Source organism: Mycolicibacterium fluoranthenivorans (assembly GCF_011758805.1).
In the GTDB taxonomy this organism is placed as follows: Bacteria; Actinomycetota; Actinomycetes; order Mycobacteriales; family Mycobacteriaceae; genus Mycobacterium; species Mycobacterium fluoranthenivorans.
Window position 1 is genome coordinate 768,659 of sequence record NZ_JAANOW010000001.1, and the last position, 20,434, is coordinate 789,092.

21 protein-coding genes are annotated in these 20,434 nt (G+C 67.5%); 14 read left to right on the forward strand and 7 right to left on the reverse strand.

What is annotated here, in order from left to right; all coding sequences use genetic code 11:
* Positions 1 to 77: 77 nt before the first annotated feature.
* From FHU31_RS03770 to FHU31_RS03780, 3 genes are read left to right on the forward strand one after another with little or no spacing between them, the layout of a single operon-like run.
* Entirely contained in the window at positions 78 to 1,121 is a 1,044-nt protein-coding gene (locus FHU31_RS03770) for a zinc-binding dehydrogenase (protein WP_167156034.1), read from the forward strand.
* A complete protein-coding gene (locus FHU31_RS03775; RefSeq protein ID WP_167156037.1) occupies positions 1,118 to 2,281 on the forward strand; it encodes an LLM class flavin-dependent oxidoreductase in 1,164 nt (387 codons plus the stop codon). The genes FHU31_RS03770 and FHU31_RS03775 overlap by 4 nt, the downstream gene beginning before the upstream one ends.
* An 11-nt stretch (positions 2,282 to 2,292) precedes the next feature.
* Positions 2,293 to 2,907, forward strand: coding sequence for a class I SAM-dependent DNA methyltransferase (locus FHU31_RS03780; protein WP_167156039.1), 615 nt, complete (start codon positions 2,293 to 2,295; stop codon positions 2,905 to 2,907).
* Here FHU31_RS03780 and FHU31_RS03785 read toward each other — a convergent pair.
* Complete coding sequence (locus FHU31_RS03785; RefSeq protein WP_167156041.1) at positions 2,837 to 3,463, reverse strand: TetR/AcrR family transcriptional regulator; 627 nt, start codon at positions 3,461 to 3,463, stop codon at positions 2,837 to 2,839. The genes FHU31_RS03780 and FHU31_RS03785 overlap by 71 nt on opposite strands.
* 69 nt (positions 3,464 to 3,532) lie before the next feature.
* On the opposite strand from FHU31_RS03785, the gene FHU31_RS03790 reads away from it, so the two are divergent.
* Positions 3,533 to 4,696: an aromatic ring-hydroxylating oxygenase subunit alpha gene (locus FHU31_RS03790; RefSeq protein ID WP_167156043.1), complete on the forward strand. Its 1,164-nt coding sequence runs from the start codon at positions 3,533 to 3,535 to the stop codon at positions 4,694 to 4,696.
* Positions 4,697 to 4,708: 12 nt separating this feature from the next.
* Here FHU31_RS03790 and FHU31_RS03795 read toward each other — a convergent pair whose 3' ends face one another.
* A complete protein-coding gene (locus FHU31_RS03795) occupies positions 4,709 to 6,502 on the reverse strand; it encodes a helix-turn-helix domain-containing protein (RefSeq protein WP_308206718.1) in 1,794 nt (597 codons plus the stop codon).
* A 106-nt stretch (positions 6,503 to 6,608) separates the two neighbouring features.
* Between FHU31_RS03795 and FHU31_RS03800 the strand changes: the two genes are divergently transcribed.
* Genes FHU31_RS03800 through FHU31_RS03825 form a run of 6 tightly spaced genes read left to right on the forward strand, consistent with a single transcriptional unit; the run spans position 6,609 to position 13,198 of the window.
* A complete protein-coding gene (locus tag FHU31_RS03800) occupies positions 6,609 to 8,096 on the forward strand; it encodes an aldehyde dehydrogenase (protein ID WP_167156045.1) in 1,488 nt (495 codons plus the stop codon).
* A gap of 31 nt (positions 8,097 to 8,127) precedes the next feature.
* Positions 8,128 to 9,483, forward strand: a complete 1,356-nt coding sequence (locus FHU31_RS03805; protein WP_167156047.1) for an MFS transporter — start codon at positions 8,128 to 8,130, stop codon at positions 9,481 to 9,483.
* Positions 9,480 to 10,670 carry an FAD binding domain-containing protein gene (locus tag FHU31_RS03810; RefSeq protein WP_167156049.1) on the forward strand — a complete coding sequence of 397 codons (1,191 nt, stop codon included), beginning with the start codon at positions 9,480 to 9,482 and terminating at the stop codon, positions 10,668 to 10,670. The genes FHU31_RS03805 and FHU31_RS03810 overlap by 4 nt, the downstream gene beginning before the upstream one ends.
* A gap of 28 nt (positions 10,671 to 10,698) precedes the next feature.
* Positions 10,699 to 11,136, forward strand: a complete 438-nt coding sequence (locus FHU31_RS03815; protein WP_167156050.1) for a cupin domain-containing protein — start codon at positions 10,699 to 10,701, stop codon at positions 11,134 to 11,136.
* Positions 11,133 to 12,110: an amidohydrolase family protein gene (locus tag FHU31_RS03820; protein ID WP_167156052.1), complete on the forward strand. Its 978-nt coding sequence runs from the start codon at positions 11,133 to 11,135 to the stop codon at positions 12,108 to 12,110. Before FHU31_RS03815 ends, FHU31_RS03820 begins: the two co-directional genes overlap by 4 nt.
* The gene (locus FHU31_RS03825; protein WP_167156054.1) at positions 12,110 to 13,198 is read left to right on the forward strand and encodes an NADH:flavin oxidoreductase/NADH oxidase; all 1,089 of its coding nucleotides are present in this window, start codon (positions 12,110 to 12,112) and stop codon (positions 13,196 to 13,198) included. The genes FHU31_RS03820 and FHU31_RS03825 overlap by 1 nt, the downstream gene beginning before the upstream one ends.
* 52 nt (positions 13,199 to 13,250) lie before the next feature.
* Here FHU31_RS03825 and FHU31_RS03830 read toward each other — a convergent pair whose 3' ends face one another.
* Complete coding sequence (locus FHU31_RS03830) at positions 13,251 to 13,673, reverse strand: nitroreductase family deazaflavin-dependent oxidoreductase (RefSeq protein ID WP_090358975.1); 423 nt, start codon at positions 13,671 to 13,673, stop codon at positions 13,251 to 13,253.
* A gap of 207 nt (positions 13,674 to 13,880) precedes the next feature.
* On the opposite strand from FHU31_RS03830, the gene FHU31_RS03835 reads away from it, so the two are divergent.
* Complete coding sequence (locus FHU31_RS03835; protein ID WP_167156056.1) at positions 13,881 to 14,342, forward strand: PPOX class F420-dependent oxidoreductase; 462 nt, start codon at positions 13,881 to 13,883, stop codon at positions 14,340 to 14,342.
* Here FHU31_RS03835 and FHU31_RS03840 read toward each other — a convergent pair.
* The 4 genes from FHU31_RS03840 to FHU31_RS03855 are packed head-to-tail and all read right to left on the reverse strand — an operon-like array spanning position 14,339 to position 17,076.
* Positions 14,339 to 14,953 (reverse strand): TenA family protein, encoded by a 615-nt coding sequence (locus tag FHU31_RS03840; protein ID WP_167156058.1) that lies wholly within the window; start codon positions 14,951 to 14,953, stop codon positions 14,339 to 14,341. The genes FHU31_RS03835 and FHU31_RS03840 overlap by 4 nt on opposite strands.
* Positions 14,950 to 15,507 (reverse strand): TenA family protein, encoded by a 558-nt coding sequence (locus FHU31_RS03845; protein ID WP_167156060.1) that lies wholly within the window; start codon positions 15,505 to 15,507, stop codon positions 14,950 to 14,952. The genes FHU31_RS03840 and FHU31_RS03845 overlap by 4 nt, the downstream gene beginning before the upstream one ends.
* Before the next feature lie 24 nt (positions 15,508 to 15,531).
* Positions 15,532 to 16,347: a thioesterase family protein gene (locus FHU31_RS03850; RefSeq protein ID WP_167156061.1), complete on the reverse strand. Its 816-nt coding sequence runs from the start codon at positions 16,345 to 16,347 to the stop codon at positions 15,532 to 15,534.
* A 60-nt stretch (positions 16,348 to 16,407) separates the two neighbouring features.
* The gene (locus FHU31_RS03855; protein ID WP_167156063.1) at positions 16,408 to 17,076 is read right to left on the reverse strand and encodes a TetR/AcrR family transcriptional regulator; all 669 of its coding nucleotides are present in this window, start codon (positions 17,074 to 17,076) and stop codon (positions 16,408 to 16,410) included.
* 133 nt (positions 17,077 to 17,209) lie between these two features.
* Here FHU31_RS03855 and FHU31_RS03860 point away from each other — a divergent pair, with 133 nt between their 5' ends.
* The 3 genes from FHU31_RS03860 (at position 17,210) to FHU31_RS03870 (ending at position 20,395) form a co-directional block, all read left to right on the forward strand.
* Positions 17,210 to 18,811: an alpha/beta hydrolase family protein gene (locus FHU31_RS03860; RefSeq protein WP_167156065.1), complete on the forward strand. Its 1,602-nt coding sequence runs from the start codon at positions 17,210 to 17,212 to the stop codon at positions 18,809 to 18,811.
* A gap of 28 nt (positions 18,812 to 18,839) precedes the next feature.
* Positions 18,840 to 19,703 (forward strand): LysR family transcriptional regulator ArgP, encoded by an 864-nt coding sequence (locus FHU31_RS03865; protein WP_167156067.1) that lies wholly within the window; start codon positions 18,840 to 18,842, stop codon positions 19,701 to 19,703.
* 101 nt (positions 19,704 to 19,804) lie between these two features.
* Positions 19,805 to 20,395, forward strand: coding sequence for a TetR/AcrR family transcriptional regulator (locus tag FHU31_RS03870; protein ID WP_308206719.1), 591 nt, complete (start codon positions 19,805 to 19,807; stop codon positions 20,393 to 20,395).
* Positions 20,396 to 20,434: the final 39 nt, after the last annotated feature.

Consider the following 20,434-nt stretch of genomic DNA (forward strand, 5'->3'; position numbering starts at 1 on the left):
TAAAGCAGGCGCGTCGGTCGCGGAATGTCCTCTTTCGTGCACTGGGTCCGGCGCTGCCGGCTGGTTAGATTCGACGTATGCGAGCGGTGATGGCCCGGCGAGGTGCGGTGGCGGTCGAAAACGTCGAGGATCCGGTCGCGGAACCCGGTCAGGTGCTGGTCGCGCCGCGGGCGTGCGGGATCTGCGGTTCCGATATCCACCTGGTCGAGTCGCAAGCGGCCGCCCCGGATCTGGTGCCACCGATGGTGCTGGGCCACGAGTTCGTCGCGGAGATCCTCGACTACGGTCCGGCCACCTCGCGGATCCTGCCGCCAGGAACGCTCGTCACCTCGGTGCCGTTCCTCGACACCGCCGGCGGCCCACAGCTGCTGGGGCTCTCGCCTGCGGTGACCGGAGGGCTTGCGGAGCGGATGGTGTTGCAGGAGAGCCGTCTGCTGGCGGTGCCGGAAGGTGTGCCCGCTGCACACGCCGCGGTGACCGAACCGTTGGCGGTCGGGGTCCACGCCGTCGCGGCCGCGGGGATGGAACCCGGTGACGTGGCGCTGGTGCTCGGCTGTGGTCCGGTGGGGCTGGCGGTCGTCGCCGCGCTCAAGGCGGCCGGGCACGGACCGGTGGTGGCTGCCGACTTCTCGGCGACCCGGCGCGCGCTGGCGGTGACGATCGGCGCCGACGTCGTGGTGGATCCTGCCGAGCACGGCCCCTACACCCGGTGGTCGCAGCTGGCCGGCCCTGCGTTGCCGATCTCGCCGCTGATGGCTGGACCCGTCCGCGCCAACGCGGTGATCTTCGAATGTGTGGGCCGCCCCGGCGTTCTGGCAGCGGTCATGGAATCCGCTCTGCCCCATAGCAGGATCGTGGTGGTCGGGGTGTGCACCCAGCCCGACACCATCGTCCCCGCAATCGGCACGACCAAAGAACTCGCACTGCGCTTCGTCTTCGCCTACCGGCCGGAGGAATTCGAGATGGCGCTGCGGTGGATCGCCGACGGCACGGTGAATGTGGCGGCGATGATCACCGCGACCCTGCCCCTGTCGGCGGCGGCGGAGGCGTTCGGTGCCCTGTCGCTACCCGACGAACACTGCAAGATCCTGCTCACCCCCGACACCCAGGAGATCGTATGACCCGCTTGCGCTTCGGCTATTTCATCGCCCCGTTCCACCGAGCCGGGATCAACCCGACGCTCGCGCTGCAGCGCGACCTCGAACTCATCGAGCACCTCGACGCGCTGGGCTATGACGAGGTGTGGATCGGTGAGCATCATTCGGCCGGCAGCGAGATCATCAGTTCTCCAGAGGTTTTCATCGCCGCCGCCGCCCAGCGCGCCAAGCGTATCCGGTTCGGTACCGGCGTGATCTCGCTGTCGTATCACAATCCTCTGTGGGCGGCCGACCGGTTGATGTTGCTCGACCACCTCACCCACGGTCGCATCATCGGTGGTGTGGGGCCCGGTTCGCTGCCGACGGACTCGGCGATGATCGGCCTGACCCCGACCGACACCCGGGAACTGCTCGAGTCCAACCTCGACATCATGGTGCGGCTACTGGCCGGGGAAACTGTGACCGCCAAGACGCCGACCCACGAATTCTTCGACGCACAGCTGCAATTGGCGCCCTACGCCGACGGCGGGATACCGCTGTCGGTGGCAGCGGTCGCGTCGCCGACCGGTGCCCGGCTGGCCGGCAAACACGGGATCGGGTTGCTCTCGATCGGGGCCACGCTCACCGAGGCGGGGTTCGACGCGCTGGCGCACCATTGGAACGTCGCCGAGGAACGCGCCGCTGCCTTCGGGACCACCGTGGACCGCGGCAACTGGACGCTGGTCGGGCCCTTCCACGTCGCCGAGACCGACGCGCAGGCCCGCGCCGACGTCCGGTACGGGATCCAATCGTGGTTTAACTATTTCCAGAAGGTCGCGGCCTTCCCACAGATGACCATGCCCGGGGACAAGATCGACGAGATGATCGACACCATCAACGATCTGGGTGCCGGCGTGATCGGCACCCCGGAGCGGGCCCGCGCCCAGGTGCAGCGACTGTGGGATCAGTCCGGCGGATTCGGGTCGATGTTGCAGATGGCCGCCGACTGGGCGAATCCGGCAGCGACGAGGCGATCGGCGGAACTGTTCGCCGAGGAGGTCATGCCGCACTTCCAGGGACAGGCCCAGCCGACACTGAACGCCGCGGCGCGGGCGGGTCAGGTTCGGGAGGGTTTGGCGCAGACCCAGATCGACGCCATCACGCATATGACGCGCAAGTATGAGTCCGAGAAGGCCGGCGGGTAGTTTCTTCTGCCATGGGTACCCGATGGCAGAACGCGGACGCGCCGAGGGGTGACGACTACGACGCCCGCTGGCGCACACTGTCGGCCAGCGGGCAGAGCGTCCACGGGGAGGCCGACCTGGCCGAATCCGTGCTGCGCGAGCACGGTGGCACCCGAGTCCTGGATGCCGGTTGCGGTACCGGACGGGTGGCCATCGAGTTGGCTGAGCGGGGGTTCTCGGTCGTGGGCGTCGATGCCGACCCGGCGATGCTGGACACGGCTCGCGCCAAGGCCCCGCACCTGGAATGGGTCCTGGCTGATCTGTCCGCCCCGGAGGCAGGGGTGGCCGGAGAGTTCGACCTCATCGTCGCGGCGGGAAACGTGATGATCTTCCTGGAACCGGGCACCGAGGCGCAGGTGGTGGCCGGACTGGCCGGGCACCTGGCGCCGGGTGGACTGCTCGTGTCCGGGTTCTCGCTACGCCCGCACAGGTTGTCGCTGGCCGACTACGACAGGTTCGCCACGGCCGCCGGTCTGGAACCGATGGCGAGGTGGTCGACCTGGGATCGTGCGGAGTTCACCGGCGGTGACTATGCGGTATCGGTACACCGGCGTGCGCCGCGACCGCCGGAGCGATCCAGTCGTTGAGGAATGCACGTAAGGCGTGGCCCTGCCGGGCCGGCCGCCCCGGATCGACGATGAACGACTGCAGGATGCGCAGCATGAACTCGACCAGCTCGTCGAGTCCGCCATCGGCGAAGCCGGCTGCCGCCCAATCCACCCCGAAGCGCTGCAGGATCGAGCGTCCGAAACCGATGGCGATATCGGACGTCACGCCCGCGGTGAAGGCGCTGGCCTTTCCGGGCTGGAGCACCAGGCCGAGGTAGCGGTCGTGCGGCAACTGCTCGATGGTGTACGCGATCCCTTCGACGACGGCCTCGGTCGGATCGTCGATCGAACCCAGTTGGGCGGCAAGGCGATCGAGAAATCCGGCCACCGATGACACCGCGGTCGCGGCCAACAGCGTCTCGTGGGTGGGGAAGTACCGGTAGATCGTCTGGCGGGTGACGCCGAGGGTTTGGGCCACCTCCGACACGCTCACGGTGCCGCGGGCGTCGATGGCGCTGCGCGACGTCTCGATGATGCGGCGTACCGCCTCGTCGTCGTCGACCGGGATGTCACCGGACCAGCCGTGCCTGCGCATCCGACGATCGTCGCACGGATCCGGCCCAAAGCTTGACAGTACAGTTAGTCATGAATGTATGGTCAGATTATGGTTCTCAGCCCGGCGAGCAGCGCCGACGAATCCCTGACCCGGCGTGCCCTGCAGCACGCACTCGACGGCACGACCGATATGGCCGATGCCGTGCTCAAGGTGCCGCTGCACTACTACCGCGATCCCAAGATCACCGAGATCGAGGAGTCGCAGATCCTGCGCCGGGTGCCGCTGGCGATCGTTCCGTCGGCCCAGCTCCCGAAGAACAACGACTTCGTGGTCCGCTCCGTGCTTGGCGACTCGCTGCTGGTGACGCGGGACCGGAGCGGTCTCGCCCATGTCTTCCTGAACTACTGCCGGCACCGGGGGGCGATGCCGGCCTGCGGTTCGGGTAACGCGTCGCGTTTCGTGTGCCCCTACCACGCCTGGACCTACCGCAACACCGGCGAACTGTTCATGGTGCCGGGCAAATCCGGGTTCGACACCATGGACAACGCCGACTACGGACTGGTCGAACTCCCCTCGCAGGAACGGTACGGGTTCATCTGGGCGGTCCTCACCGCGGATGCCGCCATCGATCTCGACGCTCACCTGGGTCCGTTGGGACCTGAACTGGCGCAATGGAATTACGAGAGCTATGGCTACCACACCGATCGGGAGTTCTCCTCGGAGGTGTCGTGGAAAGGCGCGTTGGAGGCGTTTGCCGAGGGCTACCATTTCCCGTTCGTGCACGGCGAGAGCCTGATCGGGCAGAACACCCTGCCGAACACGGCCATCTACGACGAGTTCGGCAAGCACCATCGGATCGGCTTCCCGTTCACCTGGATCAAGAACCTCGCGGAGGATTCGGTGGCTGCGCTGGAGCCGTCGGCCAACATGGGGGTCATCTACTGGGTGTATCCCAACCTCATCCTGGCCAACAGTCCGGTCGGGGTGGAGATCATCGACATGCTGCCCGAGGGTGAGCCGACGCGGTGTACGGTCCGGCACAGCTGGATGGGCCGCATCCCGGCGATCGATGACGATATGCGCGCTCTCTACGACACCGTCTACGAGGGCGTGCACGCCGCGGTGCGCGACGAGGATTTCGCGATGTTGCCGCAGTGCGGCGAGGGCGTTCGGCACGGCCAGCACGACCACATGATCATCGGACGCAACGAGATCGCCGTGCAGCACATGATCAAGGTGTTCGCCCAGGAGTTGGGTGTCGCGCTGGCCTGAACACCCGCCGGCTCATCGAGGCGCGGCGACGTCGAGCACCATGAGGGCCGAGGAGAACTGAACGGTGGCGGCCGGATCGCCGAGGTCGACGCCGCACAACCGCTCGATGCGCCGCAATCGCTGCGCCACGGTGTTCGGGTGGATCATGAGTCTCTGGGCGGTCACGTTGCGGTCCTGCTTACACACGAAGTGGGTGTGCAGCGTCGAGACCAGATCGGTGCGGTGGGCGGCATCGTATTCGAGCAACGGGCCCAGCGTCCGGGTGGCGTAGGCCAAGAGCTTGGCCGGATCATCAAGTTGGAGAAGCAATCCGACGACACCGAGATCCTCCAGGCCGACGACGGAATCGGTGCGGCCGGCCCGAACGGCGATCTCCAAGGCGCCTTTGGCGATTCGATACGCGTCACCGTATTCGGTCGCCTGGGCGGGCGAGACGGCGATGGTCGCGGTGACATCCGGCGCCGCCCGGGCCATCGCTCGGTGGACCATGACGCCTGGCGGCACGTCGGTACCGGTGGCGTCGGGCCACAGCGCGACCAGCACTCCACCGTGCATGGCGACCAGTGGACGCGGCTGATAACCCGATGCCACTTCGGTGACCGCCGACAGCGCACGCTGCCACGCCTGTCGGGTGGCCACTTCGCCGGAGCCGGTGAGGGTGGCGACGATCGCGATATGTGCCACGGTGAGGTCGTGACCCAGGCGCTGGGCGCGCTCCACCAACTGCGGTGTCAGTTGCCCGCTGCCGGTCAGCACATCGGTCAGCAACTCCCCGCGCACCCGGTGCTCCACTTCCGCTGCTGTCTGCACGCGCAACAATTCCACCGAGATCACGATGGACGCGTGCTCCACCGCGCGAATCTGCAGGGGGTCAAGCGAATCCAGGGTTCCGGGAAACCAGATCCGCGCCGCCACCTCGCTGCCGAGTCGCACGCTTGCGACGAGCCAACCGGTGGGAACACCCGCACCGTCGACGGCCTCGGCGACAGTGGCCGTGGACGCGGTGGGCTCGCCGTCGGACATCGCGGAACGTACGGCGGCGGTGGGATAGTCGACGCCATCGGAGGAGCGGGCGATCTCGCCCTGGCGGGCGTCATCGATGAGCACGGGCCGGCCGATCAGGTCGCTGAGGGCGTCGGCGATGCCTCCGATGCCGCCGGAGCGCAAGGTGACCGCCAGCAGCCGCTCGTGGATCTGTTCCGAACGCGCGAGAGCGTCGCGTTGTTCGCGCAGTGAGCCCGTCAAGGCGCGTAGCTCGTCGAGTCGGCGTGCCGAGGTCAACGCGATGGCCGCATGGTTGGCGAGCAGGATCAACCGTTCGATCTCGTAGCGGGTGAAGGTGTGTACCGAGGCGTAGTAGCCGTTGAGCGTCCCGAGTACCTCGGTGCCGGCGATCAGGGGTACGGCGACGATGGCCCGGTAGCCCTGGTCCTGTGCCACGCCGGCCCAGAGCGCGAATTCGGGTTCGATCCGCACATCACGGATGGCCACGGGCTCACCCGTGTGGAAGGCCCGAGTCGACGGTGAGCCGCTGTTCAGCCGGATGGGTCGGTCGGAATTGACCCGTCGGACGTACTCCTCGGACAGTCCGCTCCAGCCCTGTACCTCCAGTCGCTCCCGGGCCGCATCGGGGACGAGCACGCCGCAGAAGTCGAAGCCCAGCAGCGTCCTGGCCGTATCCGCGACCAGGCAGAGCACCTCGGGCAGGTCGGTCTCGGCACCGGCCCGCGCGCTGAGGGTGCGCAAGGCGGCCAGCCACGTCACGAGTTCCGCGCCCGGCCGCTCGTGGCCCGTCGATACCGTCACCTGAACAGTGTCTCGCATAGATGTATGTCTGTGGATACATAAAAGACAATCAAGTATGTCTGTTCAGACATTGAAGGCGAATGCCGATGTGACGACACTCATATCCATGACCCAAGTCTCACCGGCCACCGCGCCCCCGGCATCGCTGCCCGGTCAGTTCCGCGACATTCTCAACCCGGCCACCGGCGAAGTGCTCACCACGATCCCTGAACAGGGCGAGATCGACGTCGATGCCGCGGTCGCGACAGCGCGGGCGGCGTTCGAGGACGGACCGTGGCCGAACATGGTGCGCAGTGAGCGCGCCAAACTCCTGCTGCGCATCGCCGATGCCATCGAGGACTCCAGTGAGCAGCTCTACACCCTCGAGGCACGTAACAACGGGCGGCCGATCACCGAGACCCGTGCCCAGCTGTCCCGTGTTCCGGAATGGTTCCGCTACAACGCCGGTCTTCTGGCCGCCCAACGCCAGGCCGTACTGCCCGGCGACGGCCCGTACCTGACCTATCAGCAGAGGCTGCCGCTCGGCGTATGCGGCATCATCACCCCGTTCAACCACCCCATGCTCATCCTGGCGCGCAGCCTGTCCGCCGCCCTCGCCAACGGAAACACCGTGGTGGTGAAGCCGTCCGAACTGACCCCACTGACCACCCTCGCACTTGCCGACATCCTCACCCGTGCCGGACTGCCCGAGGGTGTGGTCAACGTCGTGACCGGTGCACGGGAGGCGGGGCGACGGCTCACCAACCACCCCGACGTCGCCAAGATCACCCTCACCGGCGGCACCGAAGCGGGCCGATCCGCTGCCATCGCGACCGCGTCCCGATTTGCGCGGATCACCGCCGAACTCGGCGGTAAGACACCGGTGCTGCTCTTCGACGATGTCGACCCCAGCGTCGCGGCCGAGGGTGCGGCGTTCGCCGCCTTCGTCGCCGCCGGTCAATCCTGTGTCGCCGGATCGCGATTCCTGGTGCAGCGCGGCATCTACGACGAATTCGTCGCGGCGCTCACCGCGCGTGCGCAGGCGATTCGGCTCGGCGATCCGGGGCTGCCGAGCACGCAGATGGGTCCGCTCATCAGTGCCCGCCAGCGTGACAAGGTCGTCGCGCTGATCCAGACCGGTCTGGACGACGGCGCGACCTTGACCGCCGGTGGACAGGCACCGGCGCTGCCGGACCCGTTCGACAAGGGCTTCTTCCTCTCACCCACCGTGCTGTCGGACGCCACCATGGAGATGACGGTCGCTCGCGAAGAGATCTTCGGACCGGTGGCCGTGGTGATCCCCTTCGACGACGAGCACGATGCCGTGCGGATGGCCAACGACAACCCGTACGGGCTGGGCGCCGGCGTGTGGACCACCGATGTGAGCCGTGCTCACCGCGTCGCGGCGCGCATCGAGGCGGGCATGGTGTGGGTCAACGATCACCACCGGCTCGAACCTTCCCTCCCGTGGGGCGGCATCAAAGAGTCGGGGTCTGGAAAAGACGCCGGCACAGAGTCTTTCGATGACTTCTCCTGGATCAAGACAATCGTCGTGCGGACCGCGGCCGACCACGTCGACTGGTACGGCGACCAGCCGCAGCGCCGATTGAACTGACCCGCATCCCCATACCCCGAAAGGCACCACCATGTCCGCAGGACGTTGGCACCACGACATCACCCGAACGCAATGGCTCGTGCTGGCAGGGACCACCTTGGGCTGGGGTCTGGACGGCTTCGCCGGCAGTCTCTACGTCCTGGTGCTCGGGCCCGCCATGACCGAACTGCTTCCGCACAGCGGTATCGGCGTCGACGGCGCGGCGATCGGCTTCTACGGAGGTATGACCGTCGCGCTGTTCCTCGCCGGATGGGCCACCGGCGGAATCCTGTTCGGCATGCTCGCCGACTACTTCGGCCGCACCCGGGTGCTCTCGATCGGCATTCTCACCTATGCGGTGTTCAGTGCCCTGGCGGTCTTCGCCGATACCTGGTGGCAGCTGGGCCTGCTGAGGTTCATCGCCGGCCTCGGGTCAGGTGTCGAGGCGCCGGTGGGTGCGGCGCTGATCGCCGAAACCTGGCGCAACCGCTTCCGGGCGCGCGCAGGCGGGGTGATGATGGCCGGATATGCGGGCGGGTTCTTCATGGCGGCCGCGGCCTACGCACTACTGGGCGATCACGGGTGGCGCGCCATGATGCTGCTCGCCGGTATCCCCGCCCTGGTGGTCTGGTTCATCCGCCGCTACGTGCCAGAGCCGCCGGAGATCGGCGCGCACCTGGAAGCACGCAAGGAGCGAAAGGCGCTCGGCCACCACCACGATCAGGACCGGTTCGTGCTGGGTCGGCTGTTCAGCCCGCCGCTGCTGCATCCCATGCTGGTCTGCACCGCCCTGGCCACCGGAGCGCTCATCGCCTTCTGGAGTGTGTCGACGTGGTACCCGCAGATCATCAGGCAGATGACCACAGCCGAGGGCCTCGCCCGGACGGTGGCCGATCATCGGGTCGCGGTGGCCGCGATGCTGTTCAACGCGGGCGGCATCATCGGTTACGCCGCATGGGGTTTCGTCGCCGACGCCATCGGCCGCAAAAGAGCCTTCCTCATCAGTTTCGGGGTCTCGGCGGTCACCATCGGCTGGTCGTTCCCGTTCGAACGCAGTTATCCCGAGATGTTGATCGCGATGCCGCTTCTGGGTTTCGGATTGTTCGGCGCGCTATCGGGCACCTTCATCTACGGGCCCGAACTGTTCCCGCCCAGTGTGCGAGCCACCGCACTGGCGGTGTGCAACAGCGTCGGTCGCTACGTCACCGCCCTGGGACCCCTGACAGCCGGGGTGATCGCCGCATCCTGGTTCGACGGAAACCTGGGCATCGCCACGGCATCGGTATCGGCGATCGGCCTGATCGCCGTGATCGGCCTGGCCTTCGCGCGTGAAACGCGCGGTACGCCCATGCCCGTCGACGGCCCCGCTGACCACATCATCCCGCTGAGCGAAAAGAGCGCGTCATGACCGAATACTCCACCGCCTCGGCGATCGTCGTCGGGGGATCGATCGGAGGGTTGACCACCGCGCTGCTGTTGCGCGACCTGGGTTTCCAGGTGGACGTCTACGAGCGCACCCCGATCCCGCTTGATGGTCGCGGCAGCGGAATCGTCCTGCAGCCGGACACCGTGCGCTGGTTCGCCGAACGGAGCACCCAGAATTTGGCCGACCTCCAGACCACCACCGCCTACGTGCAGTATCTCGATCCCAGCGGAGCCACCGTGCACCGCGAACCCGCCCGGTGGACCTACACGTCCTGGGGTACGTTCTACCGCGCCCTGCTCGCCGATTTCGGCACCGAGCGCTACCACTACGGCGAATTCGCCTGCGGTTTCAGCCAGGACGCCGACACCGTGACCGTCCGATTCGTCAGCGGCAGAACCGCAACAGCGGACCTCGTCGTCTTCGCCGACGGCATCACCTCCCCGGCCCGCGAATACTTCGACCCCGAAGCCACGCTGACGTACGCCGGCTATGTGGGTTGGCGGGGCACCGTCGCATGGGCGAACCTGTCCGCCGAGAGCCGCGATGTGCTGGGTGATGCGATCACCTACACCGTGATCCCGAACTCGCACATCACCATGTACCCGATTCCCGGGGAGGAGAGTCTCGACCAGGCCGACCGCCTGATGAACTACGTCTGGTATCGCAATGTGCCCGCCGGCCCCGAACTCAGTGAGTTGCTGATCGACAAAAGAGGATTCACCGGGTCGGTGTCCGTGCATCCGGGGCAGGTTCAGGATCGCTTCGTCGCCGAACTGCGCGAGGCCGCCGCCGCACAGTTGGCCCCCGCCGTGGCCGAGGTGGTCGAGAAGACCGCACAGCCCTATCTTCAAGTGCTTTCCGACGTGCGGTCCACGCGGATGGCGCTCGGCCGGGCCGCACTGATCGGCGATGCCGCGTGTGCGTCGCGGCCACACGCCGCGGCCGGAACCGCCAAAGCCGCGGCCGACGCGTGGGCCTTGGCCGACGCCCTGTCGACCTCCGCGGGTGACATCGCCTCCGCGCTGTCCAAGTGGGAGCCGGCGCAGCTGCAGCTCAGCGACGCCCTCCTGCGCCGCGTGGTGGATATGGGTGAGCGATCGCAGTTCCACAACACCTGGATGCCAGGGGATCCAGATCTGCGCTTCGGCCTCTACGGGCCTGGGCACTGAACACCTTCACGAGGAGAGGAACTCGACAATGACCGACAACAACTACCTGACTGATCTGCCGCTCGCGGGTGAACTGGTGGCCACCGATTTCGAGAGCTGGCCGGACTGGCTCAAGACCGAGTTCGCCGAGCACGCCTTCGACGGAAACGTCGGATCCCGGCTGCTGAGCGAGGATTCCCGCGTCAGGGTCTGGGAGATCCGGCTGGCGCCCGGGGAACGCTGGCATGCCCACCGGCATGTCCTGGACTACTTCTGGACCGCGATCAACGCCGGTAGCAGCCGCCAGCACACCCATGACGGCACGGTGCGCGAGGTCTCCTACGATGCCGGGGAGACCCGCCACTTCCATTTCGGGCCGGGGGAATTCCTGCTCCACGACATCGAGAACATCGGGGACACCGAGTTGATCTTCACCACTGTCGAGCACCTGGACAGCGACAACACCGCGCTGGACATCGCCCGATGACGGCCGTTGCTCAGCCGGGCGGTGTCATCGACGTCCACGCCCACTGGCTTCCTCGTTCGCTGTTCGGGCTGCCACCCGGCGCGCCGTACGGGCCGATGCACGACAGGGACGGCCAGCTGTTTCTCGGTGATCTGCCGCTGTCCATCGCCACCGAGTCCATGAGCGATGAGGCGGCCATCATTGAGGACATGGACCGTGCGGGGGTTGCGGTGCGGGTGCTCTCCGCACCCCCGTTCGCGTTCCCGCTCAGCGGCGAGCCGGGCGGCGCGGACTACGCCCGGGCTTTCAACACCGCCCTGGCCGATGTCGTGTCCCGGACCGACGGAAAGCTGCTGGGCCTGGGTGTCGTGAGCTTGGGCGCCTCCGAGGAGATCACCGCCCAGTTGACGGTCTTGCGCGATACCGCGGGCATTGTCGGGGTGGCCATCCCGCCGGTGGTCGCGGGCGAGTCCCTGCACCGAGGCGCGTTGCGGCACATCGTCTTCGAGGCTGCGCGCTTGGACCTTGCCGTACTGGTCCATCCCATGCAGATCGGGCGTCCGGAGTGGGCGGACTACTACCTGGCCAATCTCATCGGCAATCCTGTCGAAACCGCCACCGCGGTCGCGAATCTGGTCCTGAGCGGTGTGAAGGATGAGCTTCCCGCGCTGCGCATCTGCTTCCTGCACGGCGGCGGCTGCGCCCCCGGATTGCTGGGCAGGTGGGACCATGGCTGGCGTGCCCGCGCCGACGCCAGAGGAGGGTGCGCGCGAGTGCCGTCCGAGGTCTTCGCCGATCTGTATTTCGACACGGTCACCCACGGCGCGCCCCAACTCGAACTGCTCTGCAAGATCGCCGGGGTGGACAAGGTGGTGTGCGGCAGCGACTATCCGTTCGATATGGCCGAAGCGGATCCGGTACGGTTCGCGGTGAAACACGGTCCCGACCGGGACGCGCTGACTCGGGCGGCACGCGCGTTCCTGGGGTTGAGCTGATGTCGACGCTGTTCACCCCGCTGACCCTGCGCGAGGTCACGTTCGCCCATCGGGCGTGGATGTCGCCGATGATGCAGTTCTCCGCCGTTGTCGACGGACCGGAGGCCGGCGCACCCACGGACTGGCACCTGCAGCACTTCGGTGCGCGGGTCATCGGCGGGGTGGCCCTGGCGATGGTCGAGGCCACCGCCGTGGACCCCGTCGGCCGCAGCAGCATCTACGACCTCGGATTGTGGAATGACGCTCAGGTGCCGGGATTTCGGCGACTGACCGATTTCATCTCCACGCTCGGTGCGGTTCCGGGAATCCAGATCGTGCACGCCGGCCGGAAGGGATCCACCGGTCGGCCCTGGCCGGATCACAGCCGCGACCCGCAGTCCTGGACGACGCTGGGCCCCAGTCCGATTCCTTTCGGCCGTCTCCCTGCCCCGGAGGAACTCAGCCGCCACGACATCGAGAGCATCGTGGCGTCCTTCGCTGCCGCGGCCCGCCGGGCCGCCGCGGCCGGATTCCGGGTGCTCGAGATTCACGGCGCCCACGGCTACCTCATCCACCAGTTCCTGTCGCCACAGTCGAATATGCGCACCGACGGCTACGGCGGGTCGCTCGACAACCGGATGAGATTCGCTCTGGAGGTTGCGTCGGCGGTGCGGGCCGCGTGGCCGGAGCACCTACCGCTGTTCTTCAGGGTGTCGGCCACCGACTGGCTCGCCGGCGATACCGACGATCCACGCCCCGGCTGGACCGTGGCGGACACCGTGGCGCTCACCATCGGATTGAAGAATGCGGGAGTGGACCTCATCGACGTGTCCACCGGCGGGGCGGTGCCCGACGCCAAGATACCGGTGGCCCCCGGCTATCAGGTTCCGTTCGCCAAACGGGTCCGCGCCGAGGCGGACATCCCCACCGCGACCGTCGGTCTGATCACCGAGGCCGGCCAGGCCGAGGCCGTCATCTCCGGCGGCGAGGCCGACGCGGTCTTCGTCGCCCGCGCTCTGCTGCGCAATCCCAACTGGGTTCGTGACGCCGCGCATGACGCTGGGGTCGCGCTGGCGCATCCACCGCAGTACAGCCGGGCCTTCACCTGAGTTGCGGGTGCCCGTCCGGCGGCGGATACCGCCGGGCGGGCACACACCGCGGCTACTCGACGACGAAAACCGGGATCTGCCGGGTCGTCTTGGTCTGGTATTCGGCGTACGGCGGGTAGGCCGCGACAGCCAGTTCCCACCAGTGCGCGCGTTCGTCGCCCTCGATCTCGCGGGCGGTGAGTTCGACGACCTTGTCGCCGTCCTGCACGGTGACCTGCGGATGAGCCAGCACGTTGTGGTACCAGGACGGGTGGTTCGGGTCGCCGCCCTTGGACGCCACCATGGCGTACTTGCCGTTCTCCTCGACCCGCATCAACGGGACATAACGCTTCTTGCCTGACTTCGCCCCCGTCGTGGTGAACAGGACGATCGGGCGATCGAGGATCTCGATGCCCTCGGTGGTACCCGTCTCCAGGATCTTCTCGGTCTGGCTGCGAACCCAGTCGGTGGGGCTCAGTTCAGGATGCTCAGTCACCTGCTGCGCAACACCGATCGGTGTGCGGATATTCCCGGGTTTGTGACGCAACTTCGTCGGCCAGGGTGTCAGGGTCGGCACGGGCACGTGGATCACCTGGCTCCCCGACCATGAACGCCGCGCCCGCGGTCACCATTCGCATGCGAGATCGCGTTGAAGGCCGCTTCGCACAAGGCTGCGGAGACGTCCCGCTCATAGACTTGGGACATGCCGCGCACCTACGCCACCGCAGACGATGTCAGCCTCGACGAACTGCTGGAGTTCGTGCGGCCGAGGCACCGTATGGTGCTGACCACCTTCCGGGCGGACGGCTCGCTGCAGAGTTCGCCGGTCACCGGCGGCGTGGACGAGCAGGGACGCATCGTGATCGCGAGTTACCCGCAGCGTGCCAAGTCGGTGAACATCGGCCGGACGCCGCGCGCCAGCGTCACGGTGTTGTCCGATGAGTTCAACGGCCCGTACGTACAGGTCGACGGTGATGCGGAACGGATCGATCTGCCCGAGGCGGTGGAGGCGCTGGTCGACTACTTCCGCGCGGTCGCCGGTGAGCACCCGGATTGGGACGAGTACCGGCAGGCGATGGTCGATCAGCGAAAGTGCCTGCTGCGCATCACTCCTACGCGCTGGGGACCGGTGGCCACCGGCGGGTTCCCGCCGGCACGGGACTAGGCGGTGAACGCCGCCTCGAAGAATCCCAGCTCCAGCTGCATGGCGCGCCGGTAGGTGGCGTGCACGGCGGGGGTGTCGGCATGTTGCTCGTCGAGCAGCGTCTCCAGTTGGGTGGCCAGCGCTTCGAACCCGGGATCGGCGTAGGTCTGCACCCACTGGGTATAGGGGCCGGCGGTGTCGGGGTCCAGCGACTGTCCCAGCCATGCGTACAGCCGCATGCACGGTGTCATCGCTGCGTATACGGCTGCAGGACCCTGGATGGCGGCGGTGGCCAGCAGGAACTCGGTGTAGGCCAGGGTCGCCGACCATGGCGCGACACCGGACATGTCGATACCCCACGACTCGGCGTAGGACGCGTGCAGGCCGAGTTCATCGCGGACCCCTGCCAGCAGGTCGGCCAGGGTGAGCAGCGTGGCGGTGTCGGTACTGCGCGCCAGCGCGAAAGCGTAGGCGCGGGCGAAGGATTCGAGGAAGAACGCGTCCTGCGCGACGTAGCCGGCGAAGAGTTCCCGCGGCAGCGAGCCGTCGCCGATCCCGCGTACGAACGGGTGGTCGAGGACCTGGGCGGTGACGTCGGTGTTCTCCGACCACAGCCGGGCGGACAGTGTCATGCCCCGGCCATCTCCCAGAAGTCGACCTCGTGGGACAGCACCTCGGCGATCAGTGCGTCCTTGCCGTCGGGGGTGGCCAACGCGGCGAGTTCTTCGACGTAAGACGCGAACTCCGTTGTGCTCCAATGCTCTACGAACTCACGGAACCGCGAGGTATCCAATCGGGCGTGGGTCCAGGCGAGCAGGTACACCCGCTCCAGCGCCCACAGGGCGGTGATCGCCGCGTCGAACGGTTCGCCGTCGAGGACCCGCAGTAGCTCCCGGTAGGCCAGCGTGGCGGGTAGTGGTCGCTGGTCCAGGGCGATACCGCGCAGCCGCGCCTGTGCCTCGAACCAGTCCAGTTCCGTCACCAGCGCGACACAGCCCGCGGCGAGCACCGACTGGGCCGGGCGGGGTGCACGGGCCAGCAGCCGGGCCTGGAACGTGAGCAGGTCGGCGACGAACAGGGCGTCTTGGCACAACCAACGATCGAAGGCCTCATCGGTGATGGAGCCGTCGCGCACCGCACCCAGGAACGGATGCCGGGTCGCGCTCTCCCAGAGGTCGTCTGACACGTCACGAACAATAGCGGTGTGCGTTCAACGTGTGTGGTTGCCGTTCGGGTTGAAGTTGAAATTCCCGATGGAACACGACAATCCGGTACCTATCGGCCCGAGGCGGTCGAACAGGGCGGCGGATCCGCTGGCGATACCGTCAGCACTGCTGTGGGTCAGCGCCGCCAGCCCGATGTAGGGGCCGTCGGGTAGCCGACTCAACGCCAGGGTGTAGTCGGCGTTGATGAACGCCAGACCGTCGGTGCTGAAGTTGGTCATCGAACTGGTGATGTCAACGGCGAGGGCGGCCCGGATGAACGGCGTGAGTTCCTCGCCGTCGACGAGGTCACGGATCTCGCGTACCCAGGCGTACCGTGGGCCCGCCTGCTGCCAGGGGAATTCGTGCCGATCGTCATCGGGGGTCGGCCCGTAGGTCCGGATGAACATGGGCACCGTGTCGTCGAACTGCGCGGGCTCCTTCGGGATCGGGGGAAGGGTCACCGCCGTGCTGAAGAACGCACCCTCGGGCTGCGCGCCCCGGCGCAGATAGAGCGCCGACGCGCGGGCGACCAGCTCGCCTCCTTGTGTCATCGCGGCGTCGACCGACTGCATACGGCTGCCGGCCCGGACCACCGAGGCGCTGACCCGTACGGGTTCGGAGGCCACCCTGCGCAGGATCTCGACCGTCAGCCGGGCGGGCAGCAACTCGGCGTCGGTGACGCGGCGTTCGATGGCCCGGGCGAGGAGACCGCCGACCACCTGACCGCCCAGGGTCGGTCCCCATCCGCCGTGGGCGATCGGGTTGGGCACCAGATCGTCACCGCGCTGGACCAGGAAGGGTGTCGGCGCGGGGTGCTCCATGCCGACAATATTACAAAAATACTTACCGTTGTAACAACAGTAAGGTGCCGGGCCGGCTCGTCACTCGCTTGTCTCGCCGGTGGTGAACACCGGTGATGCCGGCGGGAACTGCGCCGCGACGGCGGGCAGGAAGAAGACGTCGAGGTAACGCCTTGTCGTCGCGGGATCCTCGGAGCCGGGGATGACGCCGAGCAGCAGGCTCATGCTGGTGGCGATGAGGAACAGGCCGAGGTCCTTGGCGCGCAACCCGGGCCGCAGCGTCGCGCCGGCGTCGGCTTCGACCATCGCGGACATCCATGTCTCGACCAACCGGTGCAGTTCGGCGTTGTTGGCCAGCATCATCGCGACGGTGCGCTCGTCCGTCTGATCCGAGATCGAGCGCACCAGGGGATCTCGATTGAGCTCGCTGGCGACGATCACCAGGCTCTCGGTGATGACGTCGAGTGGTTTGGCGTCCTTGGGCAGGCGGTCGAGGATGCCGAGCATGTGCCGACGTGTGGTCCGCTGGATCAGCGCCTCCACCAGGCTGTCCCGGGTGGGGAAGTGGCGGTACACGCTGCCCCGTGAGTACCCGGCCTCGCGTGCGATCACCTCGATGGTGGTGGCCCGGTAGCCGCGGCTGACGAACAGTTGCTCCGCCGCGTCGAGGAACGCCTCCCGTTGGTCTTCGGCGGCCGCCCCGCCGCCGGAGGGGCGGCCCCTGCGGCGGCGTACCGGCTCCTCGCCCACTCGTGCTGCCCTTCGTGCTGGTCGTGACACCGAAAGGGTACTCCGGCCGCGTGGGCAGCTCTCGACAATTAAATGACATATAGTCGACTTTGTTTAATTACGCTGCGGCCGCGGTGTCGAACGGGAGGCTCGGATGCGTGACCGGTTGATTCGATGGCTCGGCGCCCTGGCGGCGATGACGGCACTCACGGTCGCGCTGCTCGCCGGCGCGGTCACGGCCGCGGCCGACCCCGGATCGGAGCCGTCGGCGGGAAACGACAAGCCGGCCGCAGCGGGACAGCAGGACAGCCCGACGTCCACGTCGGATGAAGGCGTACAGCATCACCCGCGACCGGCCGGCGGCGGCGAGACACGCGGAGCGGCATCCGGGCACGATGGCGAACAGGCCCCGGAAGCCGAGAATTCCGGGACCGCGAAGAAGAAGGCCAGGGCAGCGCGCCGGAGTGTGGTCCGGAGTGTGGGCAAGGTGCAGCGCGACACCGCCAGCCGAGAGGACCACCCCGACGACCGGCCGACGCCACAGAAGCCCGCCGCCGCGGCGGCGGCCGTGGTGCAGAAACCCGCGGCGGTGGCCACGGTGCCGACGAGCACCGCCGCGGTCACCGAGAGTGCCGCCGACACGGTGCTGGCGCAGGCTGCTGCGCCGCGCCGCGCGACGCCGCTGGATACTGTCGGTTCGGCGGTCCTCAGCGTCGTCATGGGACTCATCCAGTTCTTCGCCGGACCACCCGTGCTCCCTGCCGATGCCCACGTCACCGTGCGGACGTCGACGCTGCGTATCCCGGTCGCCGGCGGGCGTACCGTGACCGCCGATTGGTATTTCCCAGATACCGACGAACCACCCGCTCGCCTGATCTACCTGCAGCACGGATTCGGTGCGGTCGGTTCGATGTACAGCCACACCGCTGCCGCCCTCGCGCAACGGACCCACAGCGTCGTGGTGGCGCCGACGATCACCTCGAACTTCCTCGCGTCCGACGGTGCCTGGCTGGCGGGCACCCCGATGCAACAGGCGGTCGCGGATCTGTTCGCCGGCAATCGCGATGCCCTGACGGCCAGCGCCTCCGCTGCGGCGGGACACGATGTCGTCCTACCCACCCGCTTTGCCCTGGTCGGTCATTCCGCCGGCGGCAGCCTGGTGATGGGCGCCGCGGCCGAGATGACCGAAAACGGTGCGATCGCCGACTTGACCGGAATCGTGCTGCTGGACTCGGTCGATATGAACGGCACGGTACCGCACGCGCTGTCCATCCTCACCGGCGCCAATTACCGCCCTGTGATGGATATTTCGTCGGAGAGATACGTGTGGAACATGTTCGGCGCCGTCGGCGACGAACTCGAAGACGCCCGCCCGGGCCAGTTCAACGGGGTGATGCTGACCGGTGGCCGCCACATCGACGGCCTCTACGGTGGCAACCCCGTCATCCAGGCCGCCGAATATCTGATCGCCGGGGTCTCGGCGCCGGAGAATGTGGCGGCAGTGCAGACGGTCGCGACCGGGTGGATCAATGATCTGTTCGCCGGTACCCGCGAGGGTTATTACCCAGCACCGCGTGAGACGATCGATATCCCCACCGCCAACGGCACGGCCACCGCTGTGGGGTTGCCGTTCACCTCGACAACGCACATCCGGGCGACGCCGTGGGACCAGGTGTCCGACGTCATCCTGACCTGGATCGCGCGGGTGGCGCACTACGAATCGGACTCCGGATCAGTTGTGGCTCTTAAGGACTAGCGGAAGGCCTGTGCACTAGCATTGCGGCATGAGGCTGGACGGTCAGCAGTTGGCAGCCTATGCGGCGGTCATCGAGCTGGGCAGCTTCGATGCTGCGGCCACCCGCCTGCACGTCACCCCCTCCGCGGTCAGCCAGCGCATCAAAGCCCTTGAACAGCGGGTGGGACAGGTGCTTGTGGTTCGCGAAAAGCCCTGCCGTGCAACATCGGCGGGCGTCCCCTTGCTGCGCCTGGCCGCCCAGACCGCGCTCCTGGAAGCCGAGGCACTCGCCGAGACGGGTGCTGGACCGCAGGAACACGTCAGGGTCGCCATCGCAGTGAACGCGGATTCCATGGCAACCTGGTTCACCGATGTCTTCGCCGGCCTGCCCGGCATTCTGTTCGATATCAGGATCGAGGACCAGGACCATTCGGCGCGACTGCTGCGCGAGGGTGAGGTGATGGGCGCCGTCACCACCGAGCGTGCGCCGGTGTCCGGTTGCCGGACGCGGCCGCTGGGTGTCATGCGTTATATCCCGGTGGCCACCCCTGCCTACATCGACCGGCACCTGCCCGACGGATTCACCGCAAAATCGGCCGTCCAGGCTCCGTCGCTGGCCTGGAATCGCGATGATGCCCTGCAGGACAACCTGATACGCAAGGTGTTTCGCCGCGAGGTGCGTCGGCCGGTGCACTACATCCCGACGGCCGAGGGATTCCGGGCGGCGGTACAGGCGGGGCTGGGCTGGGGGATGTATCCCGAACAGTTGATCGGACCGGAGTTCGTCCGGATCGCCGAGGTGCATCTCGATGTGCCGTTGTACTGGCAGTGCTGGAAGCTGGACAGCCCGGTGGTCGACACCGTGACCGACGCGGTGCGGGCCGCGGCCGAGCGCCTGGGCCGGCGCCGTTAGGCGCTGCGTTATTCGGGCGTTGCGGCGCGCCGGGGTTCTATGACGACTGTGATAACCGCAGCGTGAACTATGCTATGACGACCGTTATAGCGAGGAGTGTCGTGGCTGACAGCGCAGTGGATGCACGGATGCGCATGGTGGCGGGCGCGGCGGACATGATCGGGCGCCGCGGGGTGAACGCCACCAGCGTGCGGGAATTGGCGAAACACACCGGCGCCCCGCTGGGGTCCACCTACCACTATTTCCCGGGCGGGAAGGGGCAGCTGGCGGCCGAGGCGGTCCGGTGGGCCGACGACCTCACCGCACGCATGCTGGCTCCGGCGATGGCTGCTGGGCCGACCGAAGGCCTGGATGTGTTTCTCGGGATGTGGCGGAAGAAGTTGGTGGACAGTGACTTCCAAGCGGGATGCGTGGTTCTCGGCGTAGCGGTTGAGGCAACGGCGGACGGGGAATCCGTGGCGCGCGACGCGGCGGTCTTCGCCTTCGGGAATTGGACATCGATCCTGGCCGGCGCGTTGCGGGAGCGCGATGTCGAACCTACCCAGGCGTTGGGGACCGCGACACTGATCGTGGCCTCGGTGGAGGGAGCGGTGGCGATGTGCCGGGCTGAACGCACTACCCAACCGCTGGACACGGTGGGGCAGGAGCTGCACCGAGTCGTGCGGTCGGTGCTCGTCGAGGCCGCCGGATAGAGACTTGCCCGAGGCGTCGCGGGTGTCGGTTCGGCGAGG